The organism is Caballeronia sp. ATUFL_F1_KS4A, assembly GCF_023630905.1.
GTDB classification, from domain to species: domain Bacteria; phylum Pseudomonadota; class Gammaproteobacteria; order Burkholderiales; family Burkholderiaceae; genus Caballeronia; species Caballeronia zhejiangensis.
The window spans coordinates 64,893-88,948 of sequence record NZ_JALQEB010000019.1 but is presented as its reverse complement, the minus strand read 5'-3'; the positions used below and the strand labels follow the sequence as shown (position 1 = coordinate 88,948).

The following is a 24,056-nucleotide window of genomic DNA, read 5'->3' as shown; positions in this document are numbered from 1 at the left end:
CCTTATTTTTCGAAGATGTGGCCCGCGAGCAACGGGTGGGGGGGGAACGGGGCGGGCGGGTGGGTTATGGGGAGGGGGGGCGGGGGCCCAGCGAGGCGCCCAATCCGCTCGATCCTTCCTTGCTCGTCGTTCTCGGCGGTCCGATCGGGGCTTTTGAAGACGCGCACTATCCGCATCTCGCGCCGCTGCTTTCGATGCTCGAAAAGCGCATCGCGGCGGGCTTGCCGACCATCGGCATCTGTCTCGGCTCGCAACTGATCGCGCGTGCGCTCGGCGCGCGGGTGTATCCGTCGGGGAAGCTGGAGCTCGGCTGGTCGCCGCTCACGCTGACCGACGCGGGACGCGCGTCCGCGCTGCGGCATCTCGAAGCCGAAGGCGCGTCCGTGCCCGTCTTTCACTGGCACGGCGATACCTTCGATCTCCCCGAGGACGCGACGCTGCTCGCATCGACAGATATGTGCGCGCATCAGGCGTTCACCTGGGGCGAGCACGTGCTCGCGCTTCAGTGTCATCCGGAAGTGCTCGTCGAGCGCTTCGAGAGCTGGCTCGTCGCCTATCCGGGCGATGTCGCGAAAAGCGGCACGACGGTCGCCGCGTTGCGCGAGGAAACCGCGCGTCACGGCGCGAAGCTCGAACGCGCCGCCCGCGCGATGTTCGGCGAGTGGCTCGATCGCTTCACCGTGGATGCGCGCTGAACGTGTGATGGTATGAGCCATCGGCGTTTCTGCGTGTCGTGAAGGGCGGTGCTATTCTCGATCGCTTCATTTCCATCGACGAGTCACCGCCATGAGCGCGTTGTTCACACCCACGACCCTACGCGGTCTCGAACTTCCGAACCGCATCTTCGTATCGCCGATGTGCCAGTACTCCGCCGAGCGCGGCGAGGCCACGGCATGGCACATGATCCATCTCGGCCAGCTCGCGTTGTCGGGCGCGGGCATGCTGTTCATCGAGGCGACGGCCGTCGAGCCGGACGGACGCATCACGGCGGGCGATCTCGGTCTCTGGGACGATGTCACCGAAGCCGCGCTGCGTCCCGTGCTCGCCGCCATCCGCCAGTATTCGAAGATCGCGGTGACGATGCAGTTGTCTCACGCGGGCCGCAAGGCATCGAGCCGCAAGCCGTGGGAAGGGGGAGCGCTGGTTTCCGTCGCCGATGGCGGGTGGATGACCTACGCGCCGTCGTCCGTTCCGCATAAGCCCGAAGAAACGCCGCCGCTCGCGCTCGACGCCGCCGGTCTCCTCCGCGTGAAGGAAGCGTTCGTCGCGTCGGCGAAGCGGGCTGCGCGGCTCGGCATCGACGGCATCGAAGTGCATTGCGCGCATGGTTATCTGCTACATCAGTTTCTGTCGCCGATCGCCAATCAGCGCACCGACGAATACGGCGGCTCGCTCGAAAACCGCATGCGCTATCCGCTCGAAATCTTCGATGCCGTGCGCGCCGCGTTCCCGGCCGACAAACCCGTCGGCGTGCGCGTTTCGGCGACCGACTGGGTCGAAGGCGGTTGGAGCATCGAAGACACGATCGCGTTCGCAGCGGAGTTGAAGAAGCGCGGCGTCGACTGGGTCGATGTATCGTCGGGCGGCGTTTCGCCGTTGCAGAAGATTCCGTTGTCGTCGGGCTATCAGGTGCCGTTCGCGCAGGCCGTGAAGGAAGCGACGGGCGTGAACACTGTCGCCGTCGGACTGATTACGGAGGCGAAGGAAGCAGAAGAAATCGTGGCGAGCGGCAAGGCGGACTACGTCGCGATGGCGCGCGCGATGCTCTACGATCCGCGCTGGCCGTGGCACGCCGCCGCCGAGCTCGGCGCGACCGTCACGGCGCCGCCGCAGTACTGGCGCTCGCAGCCGCGCGACCAGAAGAACCTCTTTGGCGAGATCACAATCGGCCAGCGCTGAAACGTTGCGCGCATCGCCCGGACGGTTGAGCAGACGCGCGCCGGGAGTGTAGGATACCGGTGTGTTGGACGCGAGCGTTCAACGAGCGAACGCGGCGGCATCGAAGCCACCGCGTTTTTTTTGTCCCGATGTTCATCCCCGATCGCGCGGGAGCGAAGCGTTATTTAAGGATTCGTTCGATGAGTTCACGCAGGGTCACCGTTCGCCGCTCCGGCGTGCACGGTAAAGGCGTGTTTGCCGTGAAGCCGATCGCCGCCGGCGAGAAGGTGATGGAGTACAAGGGCGAGCGCATTTCGTGGAAGGAAGCGCTGCGCCGCCATCCGCACAATCCCGACGAGCCGAATCACACGTTCTACTTCGCACTCGACGATGGCCGCGTGATCGACGGCAAGATCGAAGGCAACAGCGCGAAGTACATCAATCATTCGTGCGCGCCGAATTGCGAGGCCGAGGAAGTCGAAGGGCGCGTGTTCATCCACGCGCTGCGCGACATCGAGGCGGATGAAGAGCTGAATTACGACTACGGTCTCGTCATCGACGGCCGCATCACCAAGAAGCTCAAGAAAGAATACGAATGCCGATGCGGCGCGAAGAAATGCCGCGGCACAATGCTCGCGCTGAAAGAAGAGAAGGCGAAAAAGAAGAAGTAAGCCGCGCTTAAGACCGGACAGAGCCACGGACCGAAACCCGTGGCTCTTTTTTATTCCGCCGCCGGTTTGTCTTCCTTCAGCGGCATGCGCACGATGAAGCGCGCGCCGCCTTCGGGCGCATCTTCGTAATGCACCGTGCCGCCGTGCAGCACCATGATGTCGTGAACGATCGCGAGTCCGAGGCCCGCGCCGCCTTCGACGTTTTGCCCGTCGCCGCGGAAAAAGCGCTTGAAGAGATCGCCTTGCTGATCCGGCGGCACGCCTGGTCCGTTGTCTTCCACGACGACTTCGCCGAAGCGCCGGCCGTTCGCGTCGCTCCATTCCGTGACCGACATCGTGATGCGCGCGCCTTCGATGCGAAACGGCGGAATGTACTTGAGCGCGTTGTCGATCAGATTCGCGAGCACCTCACGCGCGAGCACGACATTGCCGCGCACGATCAGCGGATGTTCGTTCTCGGGATCGTCGAGGCGCTGAAAACCGAGATCGACGTGTGCGGCGAGGGCGCGCGGCACCCATTCCGCGCCGGTTTCGAACGCGAGCGCGGCCAGATCGAAATCGGAAAAGCGCGCCGCCTGTTCGCCCGGCTCGGCGCGCGCGAGCGAAAGCAATTGATTCGACAGCCGCACCGCGCGATCCGCCGATGCGCGCAACTCCTTCACCGCTTCGACGGCCTTCGCGGGATCGCGCGAACTGAGCGCCTGCTCGGCGTGCAGCTTGACCGCCGTCAGCGGCGTGCGCAGTTGATGCGCGGCATCGGCGATGAACTTGCGTTGCGCATCGAGCGCGCTTTGCAGGCGCACGAGCAGGCCGTTCATCGCGCTCGTGAGCGGGCGGATTTCGCTCGGCACGTAAGTCTCGTCGACAGGTTCGAGCGAGATGTGCGTCTGCTGATTGAGCGCGTCGGCGAGATCGGTGAGCGGGTTCAACTGCTGATTCACGACGCGCCACACGATCACCCATCCGGCGAGCAGCAGCAACAGCAGCGGCATCATGATCGCGATGAGAAATTCGACCGCGATCCGATATCGCGAACCCACGCGTTGCGCCACTTCGACGACGATCGGATTGCCCGTCGGCTGCGGCACGCGCACTTGCGCCGCGCGCACGGAGACGCCCTCGAAGTGCGTCTCGAAGACGTACGCGTAGTGAATGCGCCGCACGTTGGTGCCGGTGAGCGGCAGATCGGGTTCCCCGGCGATTTCCTCATCGCCCGTGCTGATGCGGTAGATGAGTTGCTCGACGGGGTCCGAGAACATCGCCTGCGCGAGCGGCGGCACGGTGACGGGCGCATCGACGCCGGCGAGCTGGATCTGCTTGGAGATGGCCGTCGCGAGATCCGCGAGCGAGCGGTCGACGACGTGCTGCGTGTATTGCCACGCGAGCCAGTAGGCCATGAGGCCGGACATCAGCGCGAGCAGGGACAGCGGCGCGGCGAGGCGGCGCAGGAGCGTGCGCCGCAGACTCGGCGGCGCCGGCGTCTCGGCGGCTTTCGACCGCGCCAGATCGAGCCAGTCTTCGCGGGCGAAACGCTGGTCGCCCGCGCGGCGAGTGGGAAATCGCAAGGCGTTTTACGGCAGAAGCGTTACGCCGCTTGCCGGATCTCCTGAAGCAGATAGCCGAAGCCGCGCACCGTCACGATTTCCACGCGCGTGTTCTCGAGTTTCTTGCGCACGCGATGCACATACACTTCGATGGCCGTATCGCCGAGATCGCCGCCGAAGTGCGTCAGATGATCCTGCAACTGCGCCTTGCTCACGACGCGGCCGTGACGCAGCAACAGCATTTCGAGCACGGCGAATTCGCGCGGCGAGAGTTCGAGCGGACGCTCGTCGTTGAAGATGCGGCGATCGACGCCCGACAGGCGCAAGCCGCCGAGCGACACTTCGGGGCGTGGCACGTCGCCGTGCGGGCCGCTGCGTCGCATCACCGCGCGGATACGCGCTTCGAGTTCCTGCGGCTCGAACGGCTTCAGCATGTAGTCGTCGGCGCCGCTGTTCAGGCCTTGCACGCGGTCGTGCAGTTCATCGCGCGCGGTGAGGATGATCACCGGCGTGTGACGATTGCCCTGGCGGAAACGCGAAAGCAGCGTCATGCCGTCGATGCCGGGCAGGCCGAGATCGAGAATGACGAGCTCGTGGCGGTTCTGCGCGAGCGCCTGTTCGGCGAAGATGCCGTCGTGCACCATGTCGACCGTGAAGCCGGATTGTTCGAGGCTGCTTTGAATGCCGCGCGCGATGGGGCGGTCGTCTTCGATCAGAAGGATTCGCATGGAGTCGCTCAAGTACAATGGGTTGAGCTCTAGCGGGCGGGGCGGTCGGCGGCATGGTCACATGCGCGGCGTGCGGCGCGGGCTCGAGCCGGTTCAAAACTCACATCTCATGCGGCGTGCGCGACCTGTTTTTCTGAAGCCGCGAGCGGCCGTACACCGAATGTATTTCTGCCCGGACATGGCTGTCATCCCGATCCACGAACTCGAAGCCGCGATCAACTACTGGCGCGGCCGCTCCCCGTCGAGCGGCGACGAACTCAGCCTCTGCAAGGAAGCGAGCGCACTGTCCAGGCCCTATGCGCTGCTGATTGTACAGCGTCAATCCGGGCTGCCGCCCGAGCAACTGGACGACGAGGCTCGCGACGCCTGGGAAGCTTACGAGCGCTTCAGGAATGGTAGTCGAGACTGAAAGGTAACTGACGATCGAGCTTTCTATTTGCTGTTTTAAGGCTTGCGTTTATCCCGAATTAGCGTCTTTCCGTATGAAATCCGGCCTTTCGCGGTGTCATGGTTGGTAACATGCGCGTTACCTTGTTTGCCGCTGCAAGGAATTCGTAAAACGCGCGCGAAACGGCCCCTTTGCGCAAAGGGTTTGTGAGGGCACCCGCTGCCATGCGATAAAGTCGCATTCATCACCGCTACCGCGCGTATCCGCCTCATGCTCGAACTCGATCATTTCGACCTCGCCCTGCTCGACGTGCTTCAACGCTTCGGGCGCGCGACGCATCAGCAACTGGGCGAGCAGGTGCCGCTTTCGCCGTCGCAGATCGGGCGGCGCCTGCAGCGCCTCGAAGCGACGGGCGTGATCGAAGGATATCGGGTGGTGTTGCGGCCCGAAAAGCTCGGCCTGGGCGTGACGGCGTTCACGAGTTTGAAGCTGAAGCATCACGGCGATTCGATCATCGAGCAGTTTCAGCAGCAGATCGAAATGCTGCCCGAAGTGCTCGAATGTCACGCGACCGTCGGCGATGCGGATTACCTGCTGCGCATCGTCGCGCCCGATTTGAACGCGCTTTCAGGCTTCGTCATGAAGAAGCTGATGCGCGTGCCGGGCGTCGACAGCGTGCGCTCGAACATCGTGCTGACGACGTTCAAGCGCAACGGTCCGCTGCCGCTTTCTCATCTCGCCGACGACGACGCCTCGGGACTGAGCAAATCGACGTAAGCGAGCGGCACGAGATCGGTCTGCGCCACGCCGAGACGCGCGAACATCGCGTGAGCTTCTTCTTCGCCGCCGGCTTCGTCGTCGTCCTGGCCGAGCACCACTTCCAGCTCGATGAAATCGCCGAGACCGTCCACGCGGTCCAGATGAATGCGCGTGCGCCCGACGAGAAACACATGCCGTTCCTTCGAGACAATGCCGCGCGTCGTCAGCGCCTGCGCGAGCAGCGCGTGCATCGCCTCGGGATTCGTCACCGGGCTGCGCGTGTAGTACGAGACTTTCGGGCCGTCGCGGTCGTCGCGCTGATAAAAGATCAGCTCGGATGGCGTGCCGTCGTCGAACTGGCGCAGCTTGAGGCGTCCGGTCGGCACGTCGTAGAAGAAGTCTTGCTGGCGGAAAACCAGCGGCGCGTCGGGGGCGAGCGCGGCCGCGCGTTCGCGCAGTGCGTCGAACTGATGCGCGCGCGCCTTGATTTCGATGTTGCGTGCCATGAAGACTCCTCGAACACGGTTGGATGTAAAAAAGCGAGCGCCCAGCCTAGCAGACGATCGATGAAGCGCGCTTGAAAGTCCTTGCCCGCGAAGTCGGGATTTGCCCTCAGACGGACCATTGCGCGTCGATCAAACGCAGCGCCGCCGCGATCGCCGGTTCATCGCGACGTTCCGCGAGCGCGACGAAGGACAACTGCGTCGGCACCGTGACGCCTTCGACGATCGTCAGCGCGTGTGCGTGCGCCTGCGCCAGCGCGATCGAATCGCGCGCGAGCGACAGACCGACGCCCGATTTCACGAGATCGAGCATCGACGGCTCCTGATCCACTTCCGCGACGACGAGCGGCATCGCGCCCGCCTCGCGGAAGAGGCGCGACAACAGCCGGTTATGCGCGGATTCCTGCGGCGTCCAGATCCACGGCAGCTTGGCGAGCGCGGCCCAGTTGCGCTTGCCCTTGTTGACGCGGTTGTGCCAGCCCGCCGGCGCAAGCACGCGATATAGAAATGGCGTCAGCCTGACGACGTGAAAGCGCTCGCCGTCGCGCGTGCCGTCGACGGCCGGATCGCCGATGTAATAGCCGACGTCCAGATCACGCGCCCTCACGCGCTCCAGCACCCAGCCCGACATGCCGTGCCGCAATGACGTCTCGATGCGCGGATGCGTCTCCACGAGCTGGCGCAAAAATCCGCCGAGCCGCAGAAACTCGGGATCGAGAATCGTGCCGATGCGCAGCGTGCCGCTCACTTCGTGACGCAGCGCAGCAGCGGCGCGCTGCACGTCGGCGGCGGCTGCGAGCGCGCGTTCGGCGTGCGGCAGGAGCGCTTCGCCATCGCGCGTCAGCAAAAGTCCGTGCGACGTCCGCGAAAACAGGACGACGCCCAGCATCTCCTGCAGATTCTTGATCTGCAGGCTGACGGCCGGCTGCGTCAGATGCAGTTGCGCCGCCGCGCGCGTGAGGTTGCCTTCGCGTGCAACGGTGATGAAGGCGCGCAGAAGAATGTAGTCCATCGGCTGATATTAAAGCTTCTTATATCCCAGTTGAACATATCTGATTGGATTCGCAAGCGCATCCCGCAGTACGCTCGGTTGATCTGCAAGCCAAAGACGCCGCACAAGACGGCGCGCCACGGAGACAAGCGATGAAACAGAACGCGCGCAAGCTGGAAGGTGAATTCGACTACATCGTGGTCGGCGCGGGCACGGCCGGTTGCGTGCTCGCGAATCGCCTAACCGAAGATCCCGACGTGAACGTGCTGCTGCTCGAAGCGGGCGGCAAGGACGACTATCACTGGATTCATATTCCGGTCGGCTATCTGTATTGCATCGGCAATCCGCGCACGGACTGGCTTTACAAGACGCAGGCGGAACCGGGCCTGAACGGACGCGCGCTGTCGTATCCGCGCGGGCGCGTGCTCGGTGGATGCTCGTCGATCAACGGCATGATCTACATGCGCGGCCAGCGCGAGGACTACGACGACTGGGCGCATGTCAGCGGCGATCCGAACTGGTCGTGGGATTCCGTGCTGCCCATCTTCAAGCGCAGCGAGGATCATCACGGCGGCGGCAACCAATGGCACGGCGCGGGCGGCGAATGGCGCGTCGAGAAGCAGCGTCTGAAGTGGAAGATTCTCGAAACCTTCGCGCAGGCCGCGCAGCAGAGCGGCATTCCCGCGACCGATGACTTCAATCGCGGCGACAACACGGGCGTCGGTTATTTCGAAGTGAATCAGCGCGGCGGCATTCGCTGGAATGCGGCGAAGGCCTTTCTCCGTGAAGCGATGAAGCGTCCGAACCTCACGACGATCACCGGCGCGCACACGCAACGCCTCGTGTTCGAAGGCGCGCGCTGCGTCGGCGTGGAGTATCGCGGCGGCGATGTCGATTACATCGCGCGCGCGCGATGCGAAGTGATTCTCAGCGCGGGCGCGGTGAATTCGCCGCAGATTCTCGAACTCTCGGGCATCGGCAATGGCGCGCGTCTGCAGCGTCTCGGCATCGATGTCGTGAAGAGTCTGCGCGGCGTCGGCGAAAATCTGCAGGACCACTTGCAATTGCGCATGGCGTACAAGGTCAACGGCGTGCGCACGTTGAACACGTTGTCCGCGCATTGGTGGGGCAAGCTTTTCATCGGCATGCAATACGCGCTGTTGCGTAGCGGCCCGATGTCGATGGCGCCATCGCAGCTCGGCGCGTTCGCGAAGTCCAATCCCGACGATGCATCGATCAAGCGCCCCGACGTGCAGTATCACGTTCAGCCCTTGTCGCTCGAACGCTTCGGCGAACCGCTGCACGCGTTCAATGCGTTCACGGCATCCGTGTGCAATCTGCGGCCGACATCGCGCGGCAGCGTGCATATCGAATCGCCCGATGCCCATGCGGCGCCGCTGATCGCGCCGAATTATCTGTCGACGGACCGCGACCGCGAAGTCGCCGCGAATGCGTTGCGCCTCACGCGGCGCATCGCCGGCGCGCCCGCGCTCGCGCGTTATGCGCCGGAAGAGATCTTGCCCGGCATTCAGTTTCAGACGCAGGAAGAACTCGTCGAAGCGGCGGGCAAGGTCGGCACGACGATCTTTCATCCGGTCGGCACATGCCGCATGGGCACGGACAACGATCCGGGGGCGGTCGTCGACAGCCGCCTGCGCGTGATCGGCGTGCGCGGCCTGCGCGTCGTCGATGCATCGGTGATGCCGACGATCACATCGGGCAATACGAATTCGCCGACGCTGATGATCGCCGAGCGCGCGAGCGACATGATCCGCGAAGACCGGCGCAGCATCGAAGCGCAGGAAGTGATCGCGACGGCGCTCGCGTGACGTGATGAATGACGTATGCATGACGCGCGCATGACGCTCGATCAGTCATCGCTTATTTGCGCCCTGCATAAGCATTCCCCATGCCCCCATAACGTGCATGCGGCGGGACTCCAAGCAAATCGTTAGTAAGTGCAAATCCCAATGATTGCGCTGCATCATTGGCGCGACAATGGCCCCGGAATTAGTGATGCTCGGCATGCCACGTGCACACTTTGTGCGGCCGCAACAGCGACGCGCGAAGCGAAGCAGTACCGGAATGGAGACAACGTTCGGGTGCGCGCGGAAAGAAAAAATAAGGCGCAGGCGAACAGAGTTTGCCCCAGCGTCTCACTTCGCATGGAAGGGGACATGATTCTCGGCGACACCATTCTTGAAACGCGAGGACTCACGAAGGAATTCAAAGGCTTCACGGCCGTGAATGGCGTGAACCTGCGCGTTCGCCGCGGTTCGATCCATGCGCTGATCGGACCGAACGGCGCAGGCAAGACAACCTGCTTCAACCTGCTCACCAAATTTCTCGAACCCACTGCGGGCCAGATCGTTTTCAACGGCACGGACATCACGCGCGAGCGGCCGGCGCATATCGCGCGGCGCGGCATCATCCGCTCGTTTCAGATTTCCGCCGTGTTTCCGCATCTGACCGTGCTGCAGAACGTGCGTATCGGCTTGCAGCGGCAACTGGGTACGTCGTTTCATTTCTGGCGCAGCGAGCGTTCTCTCGACGCGCTCAACGACCGCGCGATGGATCTGCTCACGCAAGTCGGCCTCACCGATTTCGCCGATACCAAAACTGTCGAGCTTTCGTACGGCCGCAAGCGCGCGCTGGAGATCGCGACCACGCTGTCGATGGAGCCCGAACTCATGCTCCTCGACGAACCGACGCAAGGCATGGGCCACGAAGACGTCGACCGCGTGACGGCGCTCATCAAGAAAGTATCGGCGGGCCGCACCATCCTGATGGTCGAGCACAACATGAACGTCATCGCGGGCATCTCCGACACCATCACCGTGCTTCAGCGCGGCGAAGTGCTGGCCGAAGGCAGCTACGCGGAAGTGTCGAAGAATCCGCTCGTGATGGAAGCCTACATGGGCAGCGCCGATGCGGCGCTCACCGGAGCGCATGCATGAGTACGATCGTGGAGGAGCGCCGCTCGCGCGAGGCGAACGGCGCGGCGGGCAATGTGCCCGCGCTGGAAATCTCGGGATTGCAGGCGTGGTACGGGGAATCGCACATTCTGCATGGCGTGGACCTCAAGGTGAACCGCGGCGAAGTGGTCACGCTGCTCGGCCGCAACGGCGCGGGCCGCACGACGACGCTGCGCGCCATCATGGGCCTGACCGGGCGCAGGACGGGCTCGATTCGCGTCGCGGGACACGAAACCATCGGGCTCGCCACACACAAGATCGCGCATTACGGGGTCGGCTATTGTCCGGAGGAGCGCGGCATTTTTTCGAGCTTGTCGTGCGAGGAAAACCTGCTGTTGCCGCCGCTCATCGGCAAGCAGAAGGACGCGATGTCGCTCGACGAGATCTATTCGATGTTCCCGAACCTGAAAGAGCGCCGCGCGAGCCAGGGCACGCGTCTTTCGGGCGGCGAACAGCAGATGCTGGCCGTCGCGCGCATTCTGCGCACGGGCGCGAATCTGCTTCTGCTCGATGAAATCTCGGAAGGTCTCGCGCCGGTCATCGTGCAGACACTCGCGCGCATGATCCTCATGCTGAAGTCGCGCGGCTACACGATCGTCATGGTCGAACAGAATTTTCGTTTCGCGGCGCCGCTCGCGGACCGCTTTTACGTGATGGAGCACGGAAACATCGTCGAGCATTTCGGCGCGGGGGAACTCGAAGCGAAGATGCCGGTGCTGCACGAATTGCTCGGGGTGTAATCGATCCCGAACGCGGCACGCCGGAAAGAAGGGCAACACCAGTAACACCGCAACAAATCAAAACTCATGGAGACTGGAATGAAAAAGAAGACCCTCGCGCGCCTCTCTACTCTGTGCTTTGCGGCTGCGGCGGCGAGTGTGGCGGTGATGAGCACGAGCGCCAACGCCGCCGACGGCAACACCGTGAAGATCGGTTTCGTCACCGACATGTCGGGCCTCTACGCGGACATCGACGGCCAGGGCGGCCTCGAAGCCATTCGCATGGCGATCGCGGACTTCGGCGGCAAGGTGAACGGCAAGCCGATCGAACTCGTCTATGCGGATCACCAGAACAAGGCGGATATCGCGGCATCGCGCGCGCGTGAATGGATCGACCGCGACGGCGTGAACGCGATCATCGGCGGCACGAATTCGGCGACGGCGCTCTCGACCGCGCAAGTCGCGGCGGAGAAGAAGACGCCGTACATCAACATCGGCGCGGGCGCGGACAACCTAACCAACGAGCAATGCTCGCCGTACACGGTGCACTACGCGTACGACACGATGGCGCTCGCGAAAGGCACCGGTTCCGCGGTGACGAAGCAGGGCGGCAAGACGTGGTACTTCCTCACCGCCGACTATGCGTTCGGCAAGGCGCTCGAAAAGAATACGGCCGACGTCGTGAAGGCGAACGGCGGCCAGGTGCTCGGCGAAGTGCGTCATCCGCTGTCGGCGTCGGACTTCTCGTCGTTCCTGCTGCAGGCGCAGGGATCGAAGGCGCAGGTGCTCGGCCTCGCGAACGCGGGCGGCGACACGATCAACTCGATCAAGGCCGCGAAGGAATTCGGCATCACCAAGTCGATGAAGATCGCCGCGCTGCTCATCTTCATCAACGATATCCACAGCCTCGGGCTCGAAACGACGCAGGGTCTCGTCCTGACGGACAGCTGGTACTGGAACAAGGATGAGAACACGCGCAAATGGGCGCAGCGCTACTTCGGCAAGATGAAGAAGATGCCGTCGAGCCTGCAGGCAGCGGACTATTCCGCCGTGATGGCCTACCTGAACGCGGTGAAGGCGGCGGGCACGACCGACGGCGACAAGATCATGGCGCAGCTCAAGAAGACGAAGATCGACGACTTCTACGCGAAGGGCTACATCCGCGAAGACGGTTCGATGATTCACGACATGTATCTGATGGAAGTGAAGAAGCCGTCGGAATCGAAGGAGCCGTGGGACTACTACAAGATCACCGCGACGATTCCGGGCGATCAGGCGTTCGGCACGAAGGCGGAGTCACGCTGCAAGCTCTGGAAGTAAGCGTTCGGCGGTGATTCAGCGCGTTCGCGAGGCGGGCGGCCAAGAGGGCCGCTCGGCCGCCGCAACCGCGTCAACACGTTTCTGACGGCAGGTTCAATGGAAATTTTCGGCATTCCACTCGCCGCGATGATGAGCCAGCTGCTGCTCGGGCTGGTGAACGGCTCGTTCTACGCGATCCTGAGCCTCGGGCTCGCGGTGATCTTCGGCTTGCTCAACGTCATCAACTTCGCGCACGGCGCGCTCTTCATGCTGGGCGCGATGCTCGCATGGATGGGCGCTTCCTACTTCAACGTCCCGTACTGGGCGATGCTCGTGCTCGCGCCCGTCATCGTCGGGCTGTTCGGCGTTTTCGTCGAGCGATCGATGCTGCGCTGGCTCTACAAGCTCGATCATCTCTACGGGCTGCTGCTCACGTTCGGCCTCACGCTCGTGATCGAAGGCGTGTTTCGCTCGATCTACGGTTCGTCGGGGCAGCCTTACGACGTGCCGTCGCTGCTGCAAGGCGCGACCAATCTCGGCTTCATGTTCCTGCCGAACTATCGCGCGTGGGTGGTCGTGGCGTCGCTCGTCGTGTGTTTCGCGACGTGGTTCGTGATCGAGAAGACGCGCGTCGGCGCTTATCTGCGCGCGGGCACGGAGAATCCGAAGCTCGTCGAGGCGTTCGGCGTCAACGTGCCGATGATGATTACGCTCACCTACGGCTTCGGCGTCGCGCTCGCGGCGTTCGCGGGCGTGCTCGCGGCGCCGGTGATTCAGGTGTCGCCGCTGATGGGCCAGTCGATGATCATCACGGTGTTCGCGGTGGTCGTGATCGGCGGCATGGGTTCGATCATGGGCTCGATCCTCACGGGTCTCTTGCTCGGCGTGATCGAAGGCTTGACGCGCGTGTTCTATCCGGAAGCGTCCGCGACGGTCGTCTTCGTCATCATGGCGATCGTGTTGATGATTCGCCCGGCAGGATTCTTCGGCAAGGAAAAATGATGCAGAGAAAAGCGCTCTACGGCCTGTTGCTGATCGGCCTGATCGTGGCGCCGTTCGTCGGCGTGTATCCGCTGTTCATGATGAAAGTGCTGTGCTTCGCGCTCTTCGCAGCCGCGTTCAATTTGCTGATCGGCTATACGGGGCTGCTGTCGTTCGGGCACGCGATGTTCCTCTCTTCCGCGGGCTACGTGGCCGGCTACGCGATCCAGACGCTCAACTTCACGCCGGAGCTCGGCGTGCTCGCGGGCACGGCGGCGGCGACGCTGCTCGGTCTCGTCGCCGGCCTGATCGCGATTCGGCGCCAGGGCATCTACTTCGCGATGGTCACGCTCGCGCTCGCGCAGATGGTGTACTTCGTCTTCCTCCAGGCGCCGTTCACGCATGGCGAAGACGGTCTGCAAGGCGTGCCGCGCGGCAAGCTGTTCAACGCGATCGATCTCGGCAACGACATCACGCTGTATTACGTCGTGCTCGTGGTGATGCTGCTCGCGTTCGCGCTGATCGTGCGCATCGTGCATTCGCCGTTCGGGCAAGTGCTGATCGCGATCAAGGAGAACGAGCCGCGCGCTATTTCGCTCGGCTACGACACGTCGCGCTACAAGCTGCTCGCGTTCGTGCTGTCGGCGGGGCTCGCGGGTTTCGCGGGCGCGACGAAGACGCTCGTGCTCGGCTTCGAAACCCTCGGCGACGCGCACTGGACGATGTCCGGCCTCGTCGTGCTGATGACCCTCGTCGGCGGCATGAGCACGATGTTCGGCCCGCTGCTCGGCGCGGCGATCATCGTCGCGCTGGAAGACCGGCTCGGCGATATCGGCAGCGGCATCGCGCGGCTCACGGGCGTAACGTGGTTCAACTCGCTGGGCGAATCGGTGACGATCGTGACGGGCGTCATCTTCATCGCGTGCGTGCTGGCGTTCCGTCGCGGAATTGTCGGGGAGATCGTTGCGCGGGTTCGGCCGCTGCAAGGCTGAAGCGATTTACTTTGAATTGCGAATTAATTGGGGCTTCGCGAGAAGCGCGCTGTATTGCAAGAAATACGCCCCGTTGAGGTGCTTTTGTGCACCACTAGGGTAAATGCTAGGTTGCCGGGCACTGTTGCGTTCTTTAACATGCGTCCTAGTTCTGTTGCACCCAGATTTTTGAGGTGGAGAACGAGGAGACATGAGGCACGAAGTGCCCGACCGAAAAGCGCTGTTGGATGAGTCCAACAGCGCTTTTTTATTTGCCCGTCGATAATACGAATTAATCCCTCGACGGATTTAAGGCGGGGTTTTCCCGAGGGTTTAGGGATGCGTGCGGCGTCGTCCGAAAAGCGCTGAAAAAACAACGTTCGAAGCCCGGGAAGACCCTTCAAAACGCTTGCTGCCCGGCGCTTTCGTCCGCTAAACTGCATTTCCCGACCCGTCGGTCGGCGATTCGAAGCGGCGCGAATCACGGACATATTCGCAGGCGATTCTTTACGCATAAGCACGATTTACGGGGCGCAAATCAATGAAGTTGGCATTACGCGGAAAGGCGGTCGCAATGGCCGTCGCGGCATTATCGGCGGTAATCAGCAATCAGGTTTTGGCGGACGTGAAAATCGGCGTGACGGTTTCGGCAACGGGCCCGGCGGCGTCGCTTGGCATTCCCGAGAAGAACACCGTTTCGTTGCTTCCGAAGGAGGTCGCCGGGCAGAAGGTCGAATACATCGTTCTCGACGACGCCACCGATTCCACGCAGGCTGTGAAAAACGCGCGCAAGCTGACGAGCGAAGATCATGTCGATGCGCTCGTCGGCTCGACCGTCGTTCCGAACTCGCTCGCGATGACCGACATCGCCGCTGAAACGCACACGCCGATGATCTCGATGGCCGCAGCCGCGAGCATCGTCGAACCGATGGATGCGAAAAAGGCGTGGGTCTTCAAGACGCCGCAGAACGACATTCTGATGGCCACCGCGATCGCGCAGCACATGTCGAATCACGGCGTGAAGACGGTCGCGTTCATCGGCTTCTCCGATGCCTACGGCGAGAGCTGGTTCAAGGAATTCTCGAAAGCGGCCGATCTCGCGAAGCTGAAGATCGTCGCGAACGAGCGCTTCGCGCGCAACGACGCATCGGTGACGGGCCAGGTGCTCAAGACGATGTCGCAGAACGCGGACGCGGTGCTGATCGCGGGCGCGGGCACGCCGGCCGCGCTGCCGCAGAAGACGCTCAAGGAGCGCGGCTACAAGGGCAAGATCTATCAGACGCACGGCGTCGCCAATAACGACTTCCTGCGCGTGTGCGGCAAGGATTGCGAAGGCACGTTCCTGCCCGCCGGACCGCTGCTCGTCGCGGAGCAGTTGCCCGACAGCAATCCCGTGAAGCAGGCCGCGCTCACGTACAAGAAAGCGTATGAAGGCGCCTACGGCGCGGGTTCGGTGTCGACCTTCGGCGGTCACGCGTGGGACGCGGGCCTCATTCTGCAGCGCGCGATTCCCATTGCGCTGAAGAAGGGCCAGCCCGGCACGCCGGCGTTCCGCGAAGCGCTGCGCGCGGCCATCGAAGAGACGAAGAATCTGCCGGCATCGCACGGCATCTTCAACATGAGCCCCAACGATCACTCCGGACTGGACCAGCGCGCGCGCGTGATGGTGGAGATCGTAGGCGGCAAGTGGAAGCTCTCGGGCAACTGACGCAATCGCATGTGAACTGATTCGAGGAAAAAAGGCGCGTCGTTTCGAACGCGCCTTTTTTCTGCGCTGTGCAACGAACGCCCCGACGAAGAAGAGGGCGCAACGGTCAGGGAAAACGAGCCTTGGCACGCAGTATCGCGGTAAATAGATTGGGGCGGCTCTTTGATTGGCCTCGAAAGTCGCATCGATAACAACTCGCAGCAACGCACCGCCAGTGTGCGCGTTTGGAGACAAGCAATGAAAACGAAGAAGGCATGGATCAAGACCGGCATCGCGCTCGCCATCGCGGGCAGCGTGTTCGCGGGCGCGGGCGCGGCGCTCGCGCAAGTGAAGATCGGCGTGACGCTCTCGGCGACGGGACCGGCGGCATCGCTCGGGATTCCCGAGAAAAATACCGTCGCGCTGTTGCCCAAGGAAATCGCCGGGAAGTCGGTCGAATGGATCGTGCTCGACGACGGTTCCGACACGAGCCGAGCCGTGCAGAACACGCGCAAGCTGATCGACGAAGATCACGTCGATGCGATCGTCGGCTCGACCGTGACGCCAAACTCGCTCGCGATGATCGACCCGGCCGCCGCGGGCAAGACGCCGATGATCTCGATGGCCGCCTCGGCCGCGATCATCTCGCCGATGGACGCGAAGAAAGCGTGGGTCTTCAAGACGCCGCAGAACGACGCGCTCATGGCCGATGCAATCGCGAGCTACATGGAGAAGCACGGCGTGAAGACCGTGGGCTTCATCGGCTTCGCCGATGCCTACGGCGACGGCTGGTACAACGTGTTCAACACGGCGGCCACGGCGCACAAGCTGAAGATCGTCACGAACGAGCGCTTCAACCGCACGGACACGTCCGTGACCGGCCAGGTGCTGAAGACGATGGGCGCGAACCCCGACGCGGTGCTGATCGCGGGTGCGGGCACGCCGTCCGCGCTGCCGGCGAAGGCGCTGAAGGAGCGCGGCTACAAGGGCAAGGTCTATCAGACGCACGGCGTCGCCAACAACGACTTCCTGCGCGTGTGCGGCAAGGATTGCGAGGGAGAGATCCTGCCCGCCGGTCCGGTGCTCGTCACCGAGCAATTGCCGGAGAGCAATCCGGTTAAGAAGTCGTCGGCGGCGTACAAGGACGCGTACGAGAAGGCCTACGGCGCGGGTTCGCTGTCGACGTTCGGCGGCCACGCTTGGGACGCCGGGCAGATGCTTCAGCGCGCGATTCCCGAAGCGCTGAAGAAGGGCCAGCCGGGCACGCCGGAGTTCCGCGAAGCGCTGCGCGCGGCGCTCGAAAACCTCAAGGATCTGCCGGTGTCGCACGGCATCATGAACATGACGCCGACCGATCACAACGGCTTCGACAATCGCGCGCGCGTGATGGTGCAGATCGTCGACGGCAAGTGGAAGCTGCTGAACGACTGATGTCGTGGAACGCGCCTTACCCGCGCGTTCCTGTTTCTTAAATTCGAGATGATCTCGTAGAACAAGCGGCGCACCGGCAACGGCGCGCCGCTTGACCATGTTTCACAAGAAGCTCCAAAGAGGAAGTATGGACTTATCGATTGCGGCGATCCTCGCGCAGGACGGGATCACCACGGGCGCGATCTACGCGTTGCTCGCGCTCGCGCTGGTGCTCGTGTTCTCCGTGACACGCGTCATTTTCATTCCGCAGGGCGAGTTCGTCGCGTATGGCGCGCTCACGCTGGCCGCGCTGCAGACGCAGAAGCTGCCCGCCACCTGCTATTTGCTCATCGCGATGGGCGTCGGCTGCTTTATCGCCGAACTCGCTGGCATCGTTCGGCATCCTTCGCGATATCACCAGATCGGACGCTTGCTCACCGTCCTGGCCGGCAAGTATCTGCTGTTTCCCGTTGCGGTTTGGGGCATTACGCAAGCCGCTTTTGCGCAGCCTTTGCCGATGTTCGCGCAGATCGCGCTGACGCTTCTGATCGTCGTCCCGATGGGGCCGTTCGTCTATCGCCTCGCCTATGAGCCGATCGCGGAGGCGAGCACGCTGTTGCTGCTGATCGTCGCGGTCGCCGTGCACTTCGCGATGGTCGGGCTCGGGCTCGTGATGTTCGGCGCCGAAGGATCGCGCACGACGGCATTCTCCGACGCCAACTTCAATCTCGGCAGCGTATCAATCTCCGGGCAAAGCCTGTGGGTCGTGGGGACGGCTGTCGTGTTGATCGTCGCGTTGTACTTCTACTTCGATCGCTCGATTTCCGGCAAGGCGTTGCGCGCGACGTCGGTGAATCGTCTGGGCGCGCGGCTCGTGGGCATCGGCACGACACAGGCGGGGCGCCTCGCGTTCACGCTCGCGGCCGGGCTCGGCGCGCTCTGCGGCGTGCTCGTCGCGCCCATCACGACGATCTACTACGACTCGGGCTTTCTGATCGGCCTGAAGGGTTTCGTGGGCGCGATCGTCGGCGGTCTGGTGAGCTATCCGCTCGCGGCGGCGGGGTCGCTGCTCGTGGGTCTGCTCGAATCGTATTCGTCGTTCTGGGCGAGCGCGTACAAGGAGGTGATCGTCTTTACGCTGATTATTCCGGTGCTGCTGTGGCGAAGCCTGGCGAGCCCGCATTCGGATGAGGACGAGGAGTGAGCCGATGAAATTCCGTTCTTTCTGGATCTTTCTGCTGATCGTTTTCGCGTTGCCGATTCTGCCCGGGCCGGTCGCCGTGCCCGAGTACTGGATCACGCTGCTGAACTACATCGGCCTCTATTCGATCGTCGCGATCGGCCTCGTTCTGCTGACGGGCATCGGCGGGATGACGAGCTTCGGCCAGGCTGCGTTTGTCGGCGTGGGCGCATACGCGACGGCCTTCCTGACGACGCGCTATGGCGTCTCGCCGTGGCTCGCGCTCATCGCAGGCGTCGTGCTGACGGCATTTATCGCGCTGCTGCTCGGTCTTATCACCATGCGTCTGTCCGGGCACTTTCTGCCGCTCGGGACGATCGCGTGGGGCCTCTCGCTGTTCTATCTGTTCGGCAACATGGAACTGCTCGGCAAGTACGACGGCATCAATGGGATTCCGGTGCTCAACGTGTTCGGCTGGCAGCTCGAATCGGGGCGCAGCATCTACTACCTGATCTGGGTCGTCGTGCTGCTCGCGGTGATATCTGTTCAGAATCTGCTTAATAGTCGGCCCGGCCGCGCGATTCGCGCATTGCGCGGAGGCGGCACGATGGCCGAGGCGATGGGCGTCAATACGGCGTGGATGCGCGTGGTCATCTTCATTTATGCAGCAGTTCTGGCGGCCATTTCCGGCTTCCTGTACGCGCACTTGCAGCGTGCGGTGAATCCGACGCCGTTCGGGCTGAATCACGGCATCGAGTTCCTGTTCATGGCGGTGGTCGGCGGCGTGTCGCACGTCTGGGGTGCGATTCTCGGTGCGACGATCCTCACCGTTCTGCAGGATTATCTGCAGACTCTTCTGCCCAAGCTGATCGGCGCCAACGGCAATTTTGAGATCATCGTTTTCGGCGTCGTGATGGTTCTGCTGTTGCAATACGCGAGACAGGGCGTATGGCCGTTCGTCGCGCGCATCTTTCCTCGTGGTCCTCGCGCTCACGTTCCAGATCACGGCGACGCCCTACCGCAGCGCAGCAAACCGACGGCGGGCGAGCGCTTGCTGGTTGTCGACAAGGCGCGCAAGCAGTTCGGTGGGCTCGTCGCGGTGAATGATGTCAGTTTCGAGGTGAAGGCCGGCGAGATCATCGGTTTGATCGGACCAAACGGCGCAGGCAAATCCACGACGTTCAATCTCGTCACAGGCGTGCTTCAAGCGACGAGCGGCGCGATCAGTTTTCACGGCGAACGCATCGAGAAGCTGACTTCGCGCGAGATCGTCAAACGCGGCATCGGGCGGACGTTTCAACACGTCAAGATGCTGCCGGGGATGACCGTTCTGGAGAACGTCGCGATCGGAGCGCATTTGCGTGGCAATACGGGCGTCTGGCGCAGCGTCGTCCGTCTGAATGCGGCGGAGGAAGCGCGGCTGATGGCGGAGGCCGCGAAGCAGATCAAGCGCGTCGGGCTGGAGAAGCATATTTATAGCGAAGCGGGGAGTCTCGCGCTGGGTCAGCAGCGGATTCTGGAAATCGCTCGCGCGCTGTGCTGCGATCCGACTCTGTTGCTCTTGGACGAACCTGCCGCCGGCTTGCGGTATCAGGAAAAGCTACAACTGGCTGACTTGCTGCGAAAACTTCGCGCCGAAGGGATGAGCATTCTTCTGGTCGAACACGACATGGACTTCGTGATGAATCTGACGGATCGGCTTGTGGTGATGGAGTTCGGTACCAAGATCGCCGAAGGATTGCCGACAGAAGTCCAGAAGGATCCTGCGGTGCTCGAAGCATATTTGGGTGGGGTGGAGTGATGGCAGATCCGATTCTTCAAGTGGACGGCTTGTCGGTACGCTACGGCAAGGTCGAGGCGTTGCACGACGGCAAGCTCACCGTCGGCGCGGGGCAGATCGTTTCCGTCATCGGGCCGAACGGCGCGGGAAAGTCGACGCTGCTTAACGCGATCATGGGCGCGCTGCCGCAGACGGGGCATTCGAAGGGCGTTGTGCGATATCTTGGAGAAGATATCTCTGCGTTACCGATTGAGCGTCGTGTCGCGCGTGGAATGTGCCTGGTGCCGGAAAAACGCGAGCTATTCGCGACGATGGCGGTAGAGGACAACCTCGTGCTCGGCGCTTATCGGCGTAAGAAGGCAGGCGAACGGAATTACCTTGATCAGCTCGATCACGTATTTCAGCTTTTCCCGCGACTGAAGGAACGGCGGAAGCAAGCGGCCGGAACCTTGTCGGGTGGAGAGCGGCAGATGCTGGCGGTGGGCCGCGCGCTGATGGGTAAGCCGCAACTTCTCATGCTCGACGAGCCGAGCCTCGGGCTGGCGCCGCTGATCGTCAAGGAGATTTTCCATATCATTAGCGCTCTGCGTCAGACGGGCGTTGCCACGCTGCTGATTGAACAAAATGCACGCGCGGCGCTGCAAATCTCCGACTACGGCTATGTTCTCGAGACGGGTGAGTTTGCCCTCGAAGGGAACGCCGATGCGCTTCAACACAATCCCCAAGTTATCGAGACTTATCTTGGCCTGACGAAAAAAGTGGCTTAGACGCCACAACAGCGGTGCCCACCGATGGCGTGTTTCACGTGAAACACGCCATTTTTTTCGTCTCTGCCCGTTTGACCGAATTCGAGGGCGGGAAGAAACCGTTATAATTCAAAGCTATTCTCTCTTCAGGTTCGTGTCGTTCGCACACGATATCCCAATGCTTTATCCCACAGAATTTGATGTGATCGTCGTCGGAGGCGGTCACGCGGGCACTGAGGCGGCGCTCGCCTCCGCGCGCATGGGCTGCAAAACGCTGCTTTTGACCCATAACATCGAGACGCTGGGTCAGATGAGTTGTAATCCGTCCATTGGCGGGATTGGCAAAGGCCATCTCGTCAAGGAGGTCGACGCGCTCGGCGGCGCCATGGCTGCGGCGACGGACGAGTCCGGCATTCAGTTCCGCATTCTCAATTCGTCGAAGGGGCCGGCGGTGCGGGCGACGCGCGCCCAAGCTGATCGCCTTCTGTACAAGCAGGCGATCCGCCATCGGCTGGAAAATCAACCGAATCTCTGGCTGTTCCAGCAAGCGGTCGATGATTTGATGGTCGAGGGCGATCGCGTCGTCGGTGCTGTGACCCAGGTGGGTCTGCGTTTCCGCGCGCGCGCCGTCGTACTGACCGCAGGGACGTTCCTCGATGGGAAGATCCACGTTGGTCTGAATAACTATGTCGGCGGTCGCGCGGGCGATCCCGCTGCGGTGTCGCTTTCCGCGCGTCTGAAGGAAATGAAGCTGCCTCAGGGCCGTCTCAAAACGGGCACGCCGCCGCGCATCGATGGCCGCACGATAGATTTCTCTCAGCTCGAAGAGCAACCGGGCGACCTCGATCCGATCCCGGTATTTTCGTTTCTGGGTCGAGTAGAGCAGCATCCGCGTCAAATGCCGTGCTGGGTCACGCACACGAATGCACGGACGCATGACATCATCCGCTCCGGACTCGATCGATCGCCGATGTATACGGGCGTTATTGAAGGCGTCGGACCGCGCTATTGCCCGTCGATCGAGGACAAGATCCACCGCTTCGCTTCGAAAGACGCGCACCAGATCTTCTTGGAGCCGGAAGGACTGACCACGAACGAGTTCTATCCCAACGGCATCTCCACGAGTCTGCCGTTCGACGTGCAACTCGAGCTCGTGCGCTCGATGCGGGGCCTGGAGCACGCGCACATCCTTCGTCCTGGCTATGCGATCGAATACGACTACTTCGATCCGCGGGCGCTGAAGGCGTCGTTGGAAACGAAGGCGATCAACGGCTTGTTCTTCGCCGGACAGATCAACGGTACGACCGGCTACGAAGAGGCAGCTGCGCAAGGCTTGCTTGCGGGAATCAACGCCGGACTCCAAGTCCAAGGTAAAGAGGCGTGGTCGCCGCGTCGAGATCAGGCGTATCTGGGCGTGCTCGTAGACGATCTCGTGACGCGGGGCGTATCTGAGCCGTACCGCATGTTCACGAGCCGCGCGGAGTACCGTCTGTCGCTCCGCGAGGACAACGCGGATATGCGTCTCACGGAAATTGGCCGCGAGCTTGGTGTCATCGACGATATTCGCTGGGACGCGTTCAGCCGCAAGCGCGACGCTGTTTCACGTGAAACACAGCGTCTTCGCTCGACATGGGTCAACCCGAAGACGCTGCCGGCCGAAGAGGCGACCGCCTTGCTCGGCAAGCCGATCGACCATGAGTACAGCTTGGCGGATCTGCTGCGCCGGCCGGGTGTTTCGTACGACGGCATCTGCGCGCTGCGCGACGGAGCGTGTGGCCCGGACGCGCCGTTAGCGGAGGATTCGGTTCTTCTCAGCCAGATCAAGGAGCAAATCGAAATCGGCGTGAAGTATCAAGGTTACATCGACAGGCAAGCGGACGAGATCGTGCGGAACGGCGCGCAGGAAAATACGCGCCTGCCCGAAGGTCTCGACTACAACGAAGTCCGCGGCCTGTCGTTTGAAGCTCGCCAGAAACTGATTCAGCACCGGCCTGAGACCATCGGTCAGGCATCGCGAATCTCGGGCATTACGCCGGCCGCGATCTCGCTGCTGATGGTGCATCTGAAGCGCGGCGCGGGACGTCGCGGCCGCAACTCGCCTAGCGACGATTCGGCAAGCGGTAATACGACGGCGGTTCAATGACGGAGCGCAACCAAACTCTGGCGACGACGCTCGAAAAGGGCGTCGTCGCGCTCGGCCTCGCGCTGTCGTCTTCGCAAAGCCAGAAATTACTCGATTATGTCGCGCTGCTCGGCAAGTGGAACTCCGTCTATAACTTGACGGCAATCCGCGACCCGCAGCAGATGCTGATCCAGCACATTCTGGATTCGCTCGCGATCGTCCCGGCTGTATCCGAGCGAAATCCGTCGACTCTGCTGGACGTCGGTTCGGGCGGCGGTTTGCCCGGCGTCGTGCTGGCGATCGCGCAGCCAGATGTGCGTGTGACGTTGAATGACATCGTCCACAAGAAAACAGCTTTTCAGTCGCAGGCGAAGGCCCAGTTAGGTCTGAACAATCTGTCTGTCGTAACCGGGCGCGTCGAAAGTTTACGTCCAGGCATCGAAGTACCGGAAAAATTCGATGTAATCGTGTCGCGCGCATTCGCAGAGCTCTCCGATTTCGTTACACTTTCGCGTCATCTGGTTGCGGACAACGGGCGGATTCTGGCGATGAAAGGGGTGAAGCCAGATGCCGAAGCCGCGCGAGTGCCGGCGGGCGCCACGGTGCTCGGCATCGAGCGCTTGAATGTGCCGATGCTCGACGCCGAACGGCATCTCGTCGAGATTGCCGTCGAGCCGGTATGACGGTTCGTTGAAGGTTTTCATCCGCCATTCCAGGCACGCTG

At 62.5% G+C, this 24,056-nt stretch carries 22 protein-coding genes; 18 read left to right on the top strand and 4 right to left on the bottom strand.

Annotated features, from left to right (window positions below; all coding sequences use genetic code 11):
* From NCS03_RS14015 to NCS03_RS14005, 3 genes are all read left to right on the top strand, one after another.
* Positions 1-695 (top strand): glutamine amidotransferase (locus tag NCS03_RS14015; protein WP_250529278.1); only part of this gene is annotated, 695 nt, incomplete at its 5' end.
* 91 nt (positions 696-786) lie between these two features.
* Positions 787-1,899, top strand: a complete 1,113-nt coding sequence (locus NCS03_RS14010; RefSeq protein WP_008352415.1) for an NADH:flavin oxidoreductase/NADH oxidase — start codon at positions 787-789, stop codon at positions 1,897-1,899.
* A gap of 128 nt (positions 1,900-2,027) precedes the next feature.
* The gene (locus NCS03_RS14005; protein WP_075583516.1) at positions 2,028-2,549 is read left to right on the top strand and encodes an SET domain-containing protein; all 522 of its coding nucleotides are present in this window, start codon (positions 2,028-2,030) and stop codon (positions 2,547-2,549) included.
* A gap of 50 nt (positions 2,550-2,599) precedes the next feature.
* Here NCS03_RS14005 and NCS03_RS14000 read toward each other — a convergent pair whose 3' ends face one another.
* Positions 2,600-4,054 carry a sensor histidine kinase gene (locus tag NCS03_RS14000; RefSeq protein WP_175979872.1) on the bottom strand — a complete coding sequence of 485 codons (1,455 nt, stop codon included), beginning with the start codon at positions 4,052-4,054 and terminating at the stop codon, positions 2,600-2,602.
* 80 nt (positions 4,055-4,134) lie between these two features.
* Entirely contained in the window at positions 4,135-4,821 is a 687-nt protein-coding gene (locus tag NCS03_RS13995) for a response regulator transcription factor (protein WP_008352418.1), read from the bottom strand.
* Positions 4,822-4,999: 178 nt separating this feature from the next.
* On the opposite strand from NCS03_RS13995, the gene NCS03_RS13990 reads away from it, so the two are divergent.
* Both NCS03_RS13990 and NCS03_RS13985 read left to right on the top strand, forming a co-directional pair.
* Positions 5,000-5,230: a DUF3717 domain-containing protein gene (locus NCS03_RS13990; RefSeq protein WP_250529279.1), complete on the top strand. Its 231-nt coding sequence runs from the start codon at positions 5,000-5,002 to the stop codon at positions 5,228-5,230.
* Positions 5,231-5,479: 249 nt separating this feature from the next.
* Positions 5,480-5,986 carry an Lrp/AsnC family transcriptional regulator gene (locus NCS03_RS13985; protein ID WP_008352422.1) on the top strand — a complete coding sequence of 169 codons (507 nt, stop codon included), beginning with the start codon at positions 5,480-5,482 and terminating at the stop codon, positions 5,984-5,986.
* On the opposite strand, the gene NCS03_RS13980 is transcribed toward NCS03_RS13985, so the two are convergent.
* Together NCS03_RS13980 and NCS03_RS13975 are read right to left on the bottom strand one after the other, a co-directional pair.
* Positions 5,941-6,474: a class IV adenylate cyclase gene (locus tag NCS03_RS13980; protein ID WP_008352423.1), complete on the bottom strand. Its 534-nt coding sequence runs from the start codon at positions 6,472-6,474 to the stop codon at positions 5,941-5,943. The two genes, NCS03_RS13985 and NCS03_RS13980, sit on opposite strands and share 46 nt — an antisense overlap.
* 106 nt (positions 6,475-6,580) lie before the next feature.
* Positions 6,581-7,483, bottom strand: coding sequence for a LysR family transcriptional regulator (locus NCS03_RS13975; protein WP_008352425.1), 903 nt, complete (start codon positions 7,481-7,483; stop codon positions 6,581-6,583).
* Positions 7,484-7,614: 131 nt separating this feature from the next.
* Here NCS03_RS13975 and NCS03_RS13970 point away from each other — a divergent pair, with 131 nt between their 5' ends.
* From NCS03_RS13970 to rsmG, 13 genes are all read left to right on the top strand, one after another.
* A complete protein-coding gene (locus NCS03_RS13970) occupies positions 7,615-9,291 on the top strand; it encodes a GMC family oxidoreductase (protein WP_250435356.1) in 1,677 nt (558 codons plus the stop codon).
* Positions 9,292-9,639: 348 nt separating this feature from the next.
* Positions 9,640-10,419, top strand: a complete 780-nt coding sequence (locus tag NCS03_RS13965; RefSeq protein ID WP_008352429.1) for an ABC transporter ATP-binding protein — start codon at positions 9,640-9,642, stop codon at positions 10,417-10,419.
* Positions 10,416-11,177: an ABC transporter ATP-binding protein gene (locus tag NCS03_RS13960; protein WP_008352430.1), complete on the top strand. Its 762-nt coding sequence runs from the start codon at positions 10,416-10,418 to the stop codon at positions 11,175-11,177. Before NCS03_RS13965 ends, NCS03_RS13960 begins: the two co-directional genes overlap by 4 nt.
* A gap of 78 nt (positions 11,178-11,255) precedes the next feature.
* A complete protein-coding gene (locus tag NCS03_RS13955) occupies positions 11,256-12,476 on the top strand; it encodes an ABC transporter substrate-binding protein (protein WP_008352431.1) in 1,221 nt (406 codons plus the stop codon).
* Positions 12,477-12,572: 96 nt separating this feature from the next.
* Complete coding sequence (locus NCS03_RS13950) at positions 12,573-13,457, top strand: branched-chain amino acid ABC transporter permease (RefSeq protein ID WP_008352432.1); 885 nt, start codon at positions 12,573-12,575, stop codon at positions 13,455-13,457.
* Positions 13,457-14,428, top strand: coding sequence for a branched-chain amino acid ABC transporter permease (locus tag NCS03_RS13945; protein WP_008352433.1), 972 nt, complete (start codon positions 13,457-13,459; stop codon positions 14,426-14,428). Before NCS03_RS13950 ends, NCS03_RS13945 begins: the two co-directional genes overlap by 1 nt.
* A gap of 520 nt (positions 14,429-14,948) precedes the next feature.
* On the top strand, positions 14,949-16,115 hold the full coding sequence (locus NCS03_RS13940; protein ID WP_033536459.1) for an ABC transporter substrate-binding protein: 1,167 nt from the start codon (positions 14,949-14,951) through the stop codon (positions 16,113-16,115).
* Positions 16,116-16,352: 237 nt separating this feature from the next.
* Entirely contained in the window at positions 16,353-17,525 is a 1,173-nt protein-coding gene (locus tag NCS03_RS13935; RefSeq protein ID WP_250480763.1) for an ABC transporter substrate-binding protein, read from the top strand.
* 127 nt (positions 17,526-17,652) lie between these two features.
* On the top strand, positions 17,653-18,708 hold the full coding sequence (locus NCS03_RS13930) for a branched-chain amino acid ABC transporter permease (protein WP_250440317.1): 1,056 nt from the start codon (positions 17,653-17,655) through the stop codon (positions 18,706-18,708).
* A gap of 4 nt (positions 18,709-18,712) precedes the next feature.
* Entirely contained in the window at positions 18,713-20,485 is a 1,773-nt protein-coding gene (locus tag NCS03_RS13925) for a branched-chain amino acid ABC transporter ATP-binding protein/permease (RefSeq protein ID WP_502800877.1), read from the top strand.
* Entirely contained in the window at positions 20,485-21,231 is a 747-nt protein-coding gene (locus NCS03_RS13920) for an ABC transporter ATP-binding protein (RefSeq protein ID WP_175979665.1), read from the top strand. Before NCS03_RS13925 ends, NCS03_RS13920 begins: the two co-directional genes overlap by 1 nt.
* Positions 21,232-21,388: 157 nt before the next feature.
* Positions 21,389-23,353 (top strand): tRNA uridine-5-carboxymethylaminomethyl(34) synthesis enzyme MnmG, encoded by a 1,965-nt coding sequence (gene mnmG / locus NCS03_RS13915; RefSeq protein ID WP_250529277.1) that lies wholly within the window; start codon positions 21,389-21,391, stop codon positions 23,351-23,353.
* Positions 23,350-24,015 carry a 16S rRNA (guanine(527)-N(7))-methyltransferase RsmG gene (rsmG, locus tag NCS03_RS13910; protein ID WP_250529276.1) on the top strand — a complete coding sequence of 222 codons (666 nt, stop codon included), beginning with the start codon at positions 23,350-23,352 and terminating at the stop codon, positions 24,013-24,015. The genes mnmG and rsmG overlap by 4 nt, the downstream gene beginning before the upstream one ends.
* The last annotated feature ends 41 nt before the right edge of the window (positions 24,016-24,056 follow it).

Bases quoted from the DNA above. Each gene is read 5' to 3' on its own strand.
- mnmG (WP_250529277.1), top strand. From the start codon at position 21,389: ATGCTTTATCCCACAGAATTTGATGTGATCGTCGTCGGAGGCGGTCAC.
- NCS03_RS13950 (WP_008352432.1), top strand. From the start codon at position 12,573: ATGGAAATTTTCGGCATTCCACTCGCCGCGATGATGAGCCAGCTGCTG.
- NCS03_RS13940 (WP_033536459.1), top strand. From the start codon at position 14,949: ATGAAGTTGGCATTACGCGGAAAGGCGGTCGCAATGGCCGTCGCGGCA.
- NCS03_RS13935 (WP_250480763.1), top strand. From the start codon at position 16,353: ATGAAAACGAAGAAGGCATGGATCAAGACCGGCATCGCGCTCGCCATC.
- NCS03_RS13920 (WP_175979665.1), top strand. From the start codon at position 20,485: ATGGCAGATCCGATTCTTCAAGTGGACGGCTTGTCGGTACGCTACGGC.
- NCS03_RS13970 (WP_250435356.1), top strand. From the start codon at position 7,615: ATGAAACAGAACGCGCGCAAGCTGGAAGGTGAATTCGACTACATCGTG.
- NCS03_RS14010 (WP_008352415.1), top strand. From the start codon at position 787: ATGAGCGCGTTGTTCACACCCACGACCCTACGCGGTCTCGAACTTCCG.
- NCS03_RS13995 (WP_008352418.1), bottom strand. From the start codon at position 4,821: ATGCGAATCCTTCTGATCGAAGACGACCGCCCCATCGCGCGCGGCATT.
- NCS03_RS13990 (WP_250529279.1), top strand. From the start codon at position 5,000: ATGGCTGTCATCCCGATCCACGAACTCGAAGCCGCGATCAACTACTGG.
- NCS03_RS13980 (WP_008352423.1), bottom strand. From the start codon at position 6,474: ATGGCACGCAACATCGAAATCAAGGCGCGCGCGCATCAGTTCGACGCA.
- NCS03_RS13960 (WP_008352430.1), top strand. From the start codon at position 10,416: ATGAGTACGATCGTGGAGGAGCGCCGCTCGCGCGAGGCGAACGGCGCG.
- NCS03_RS13925 (WP_502800877.1), top strand. From the start codon at position 18,713: ATGAAATTCCGTTCTTTCTGGATCTTTCTGCTGATCGTTTTCGCGTTG.
- NCS03_RS14005 (WP_075583516.1), top strand. From the start codon at position 2,028: ATGTTCATCCCCGATCGCGCGGGAGCGAAGCGTTATTTAAGGATTCGT.
- NCS03_RS13945 (WP_008352433.1), top strand. From the start codon at position 13,457: ATGCAGAGAAAAGCGCTCTACGGCCTGTTGCTGATCGGCCTGATCGTG.
- NCS03_RS13965 (WP_008352429.1), top strand. From the start codon at position 9,640: ATGATTCTCGGCGACACCATTCTTGAAACGCGAGGACTCACGAAGGAA.
- NCS03_RS13930 (WP_250440317.1), top strand. From the start codon at position 17,653: ATGGACTTATCGATTGCGGCGATCCTCGCGCAGGACGGGATCACCACG.
- rsmG (WP_250529276.1), top strand. From the start codon at position 23,350: ATGACGGAGCGCAACCAAACTCTGGCGACGACGCTCGAAAAGGGCGTC.
- NCS03_RS13975 (WP_008352425.1), bottom strand. From the start codon at position 7,483: ATGGACTACATTCTTCTGCGCGCCTTCATCACCGTTGCACGCGAAGGC.
- NCS03_RS13955 (WP_008352431.1), top strand. From the start codon at position 11,256: ATGAAAAAGAAGACCCTCGCGCGCCTCTCTACTCTGTGCTTTGCGGCT.
- NCS03_RS13985 (WP_008352422.1), top strand. From the start codon at position 5,480: ATGCTCGAACTCGATCATTTCGACCTCGCCCTGCTCGACGTGCTTCAA.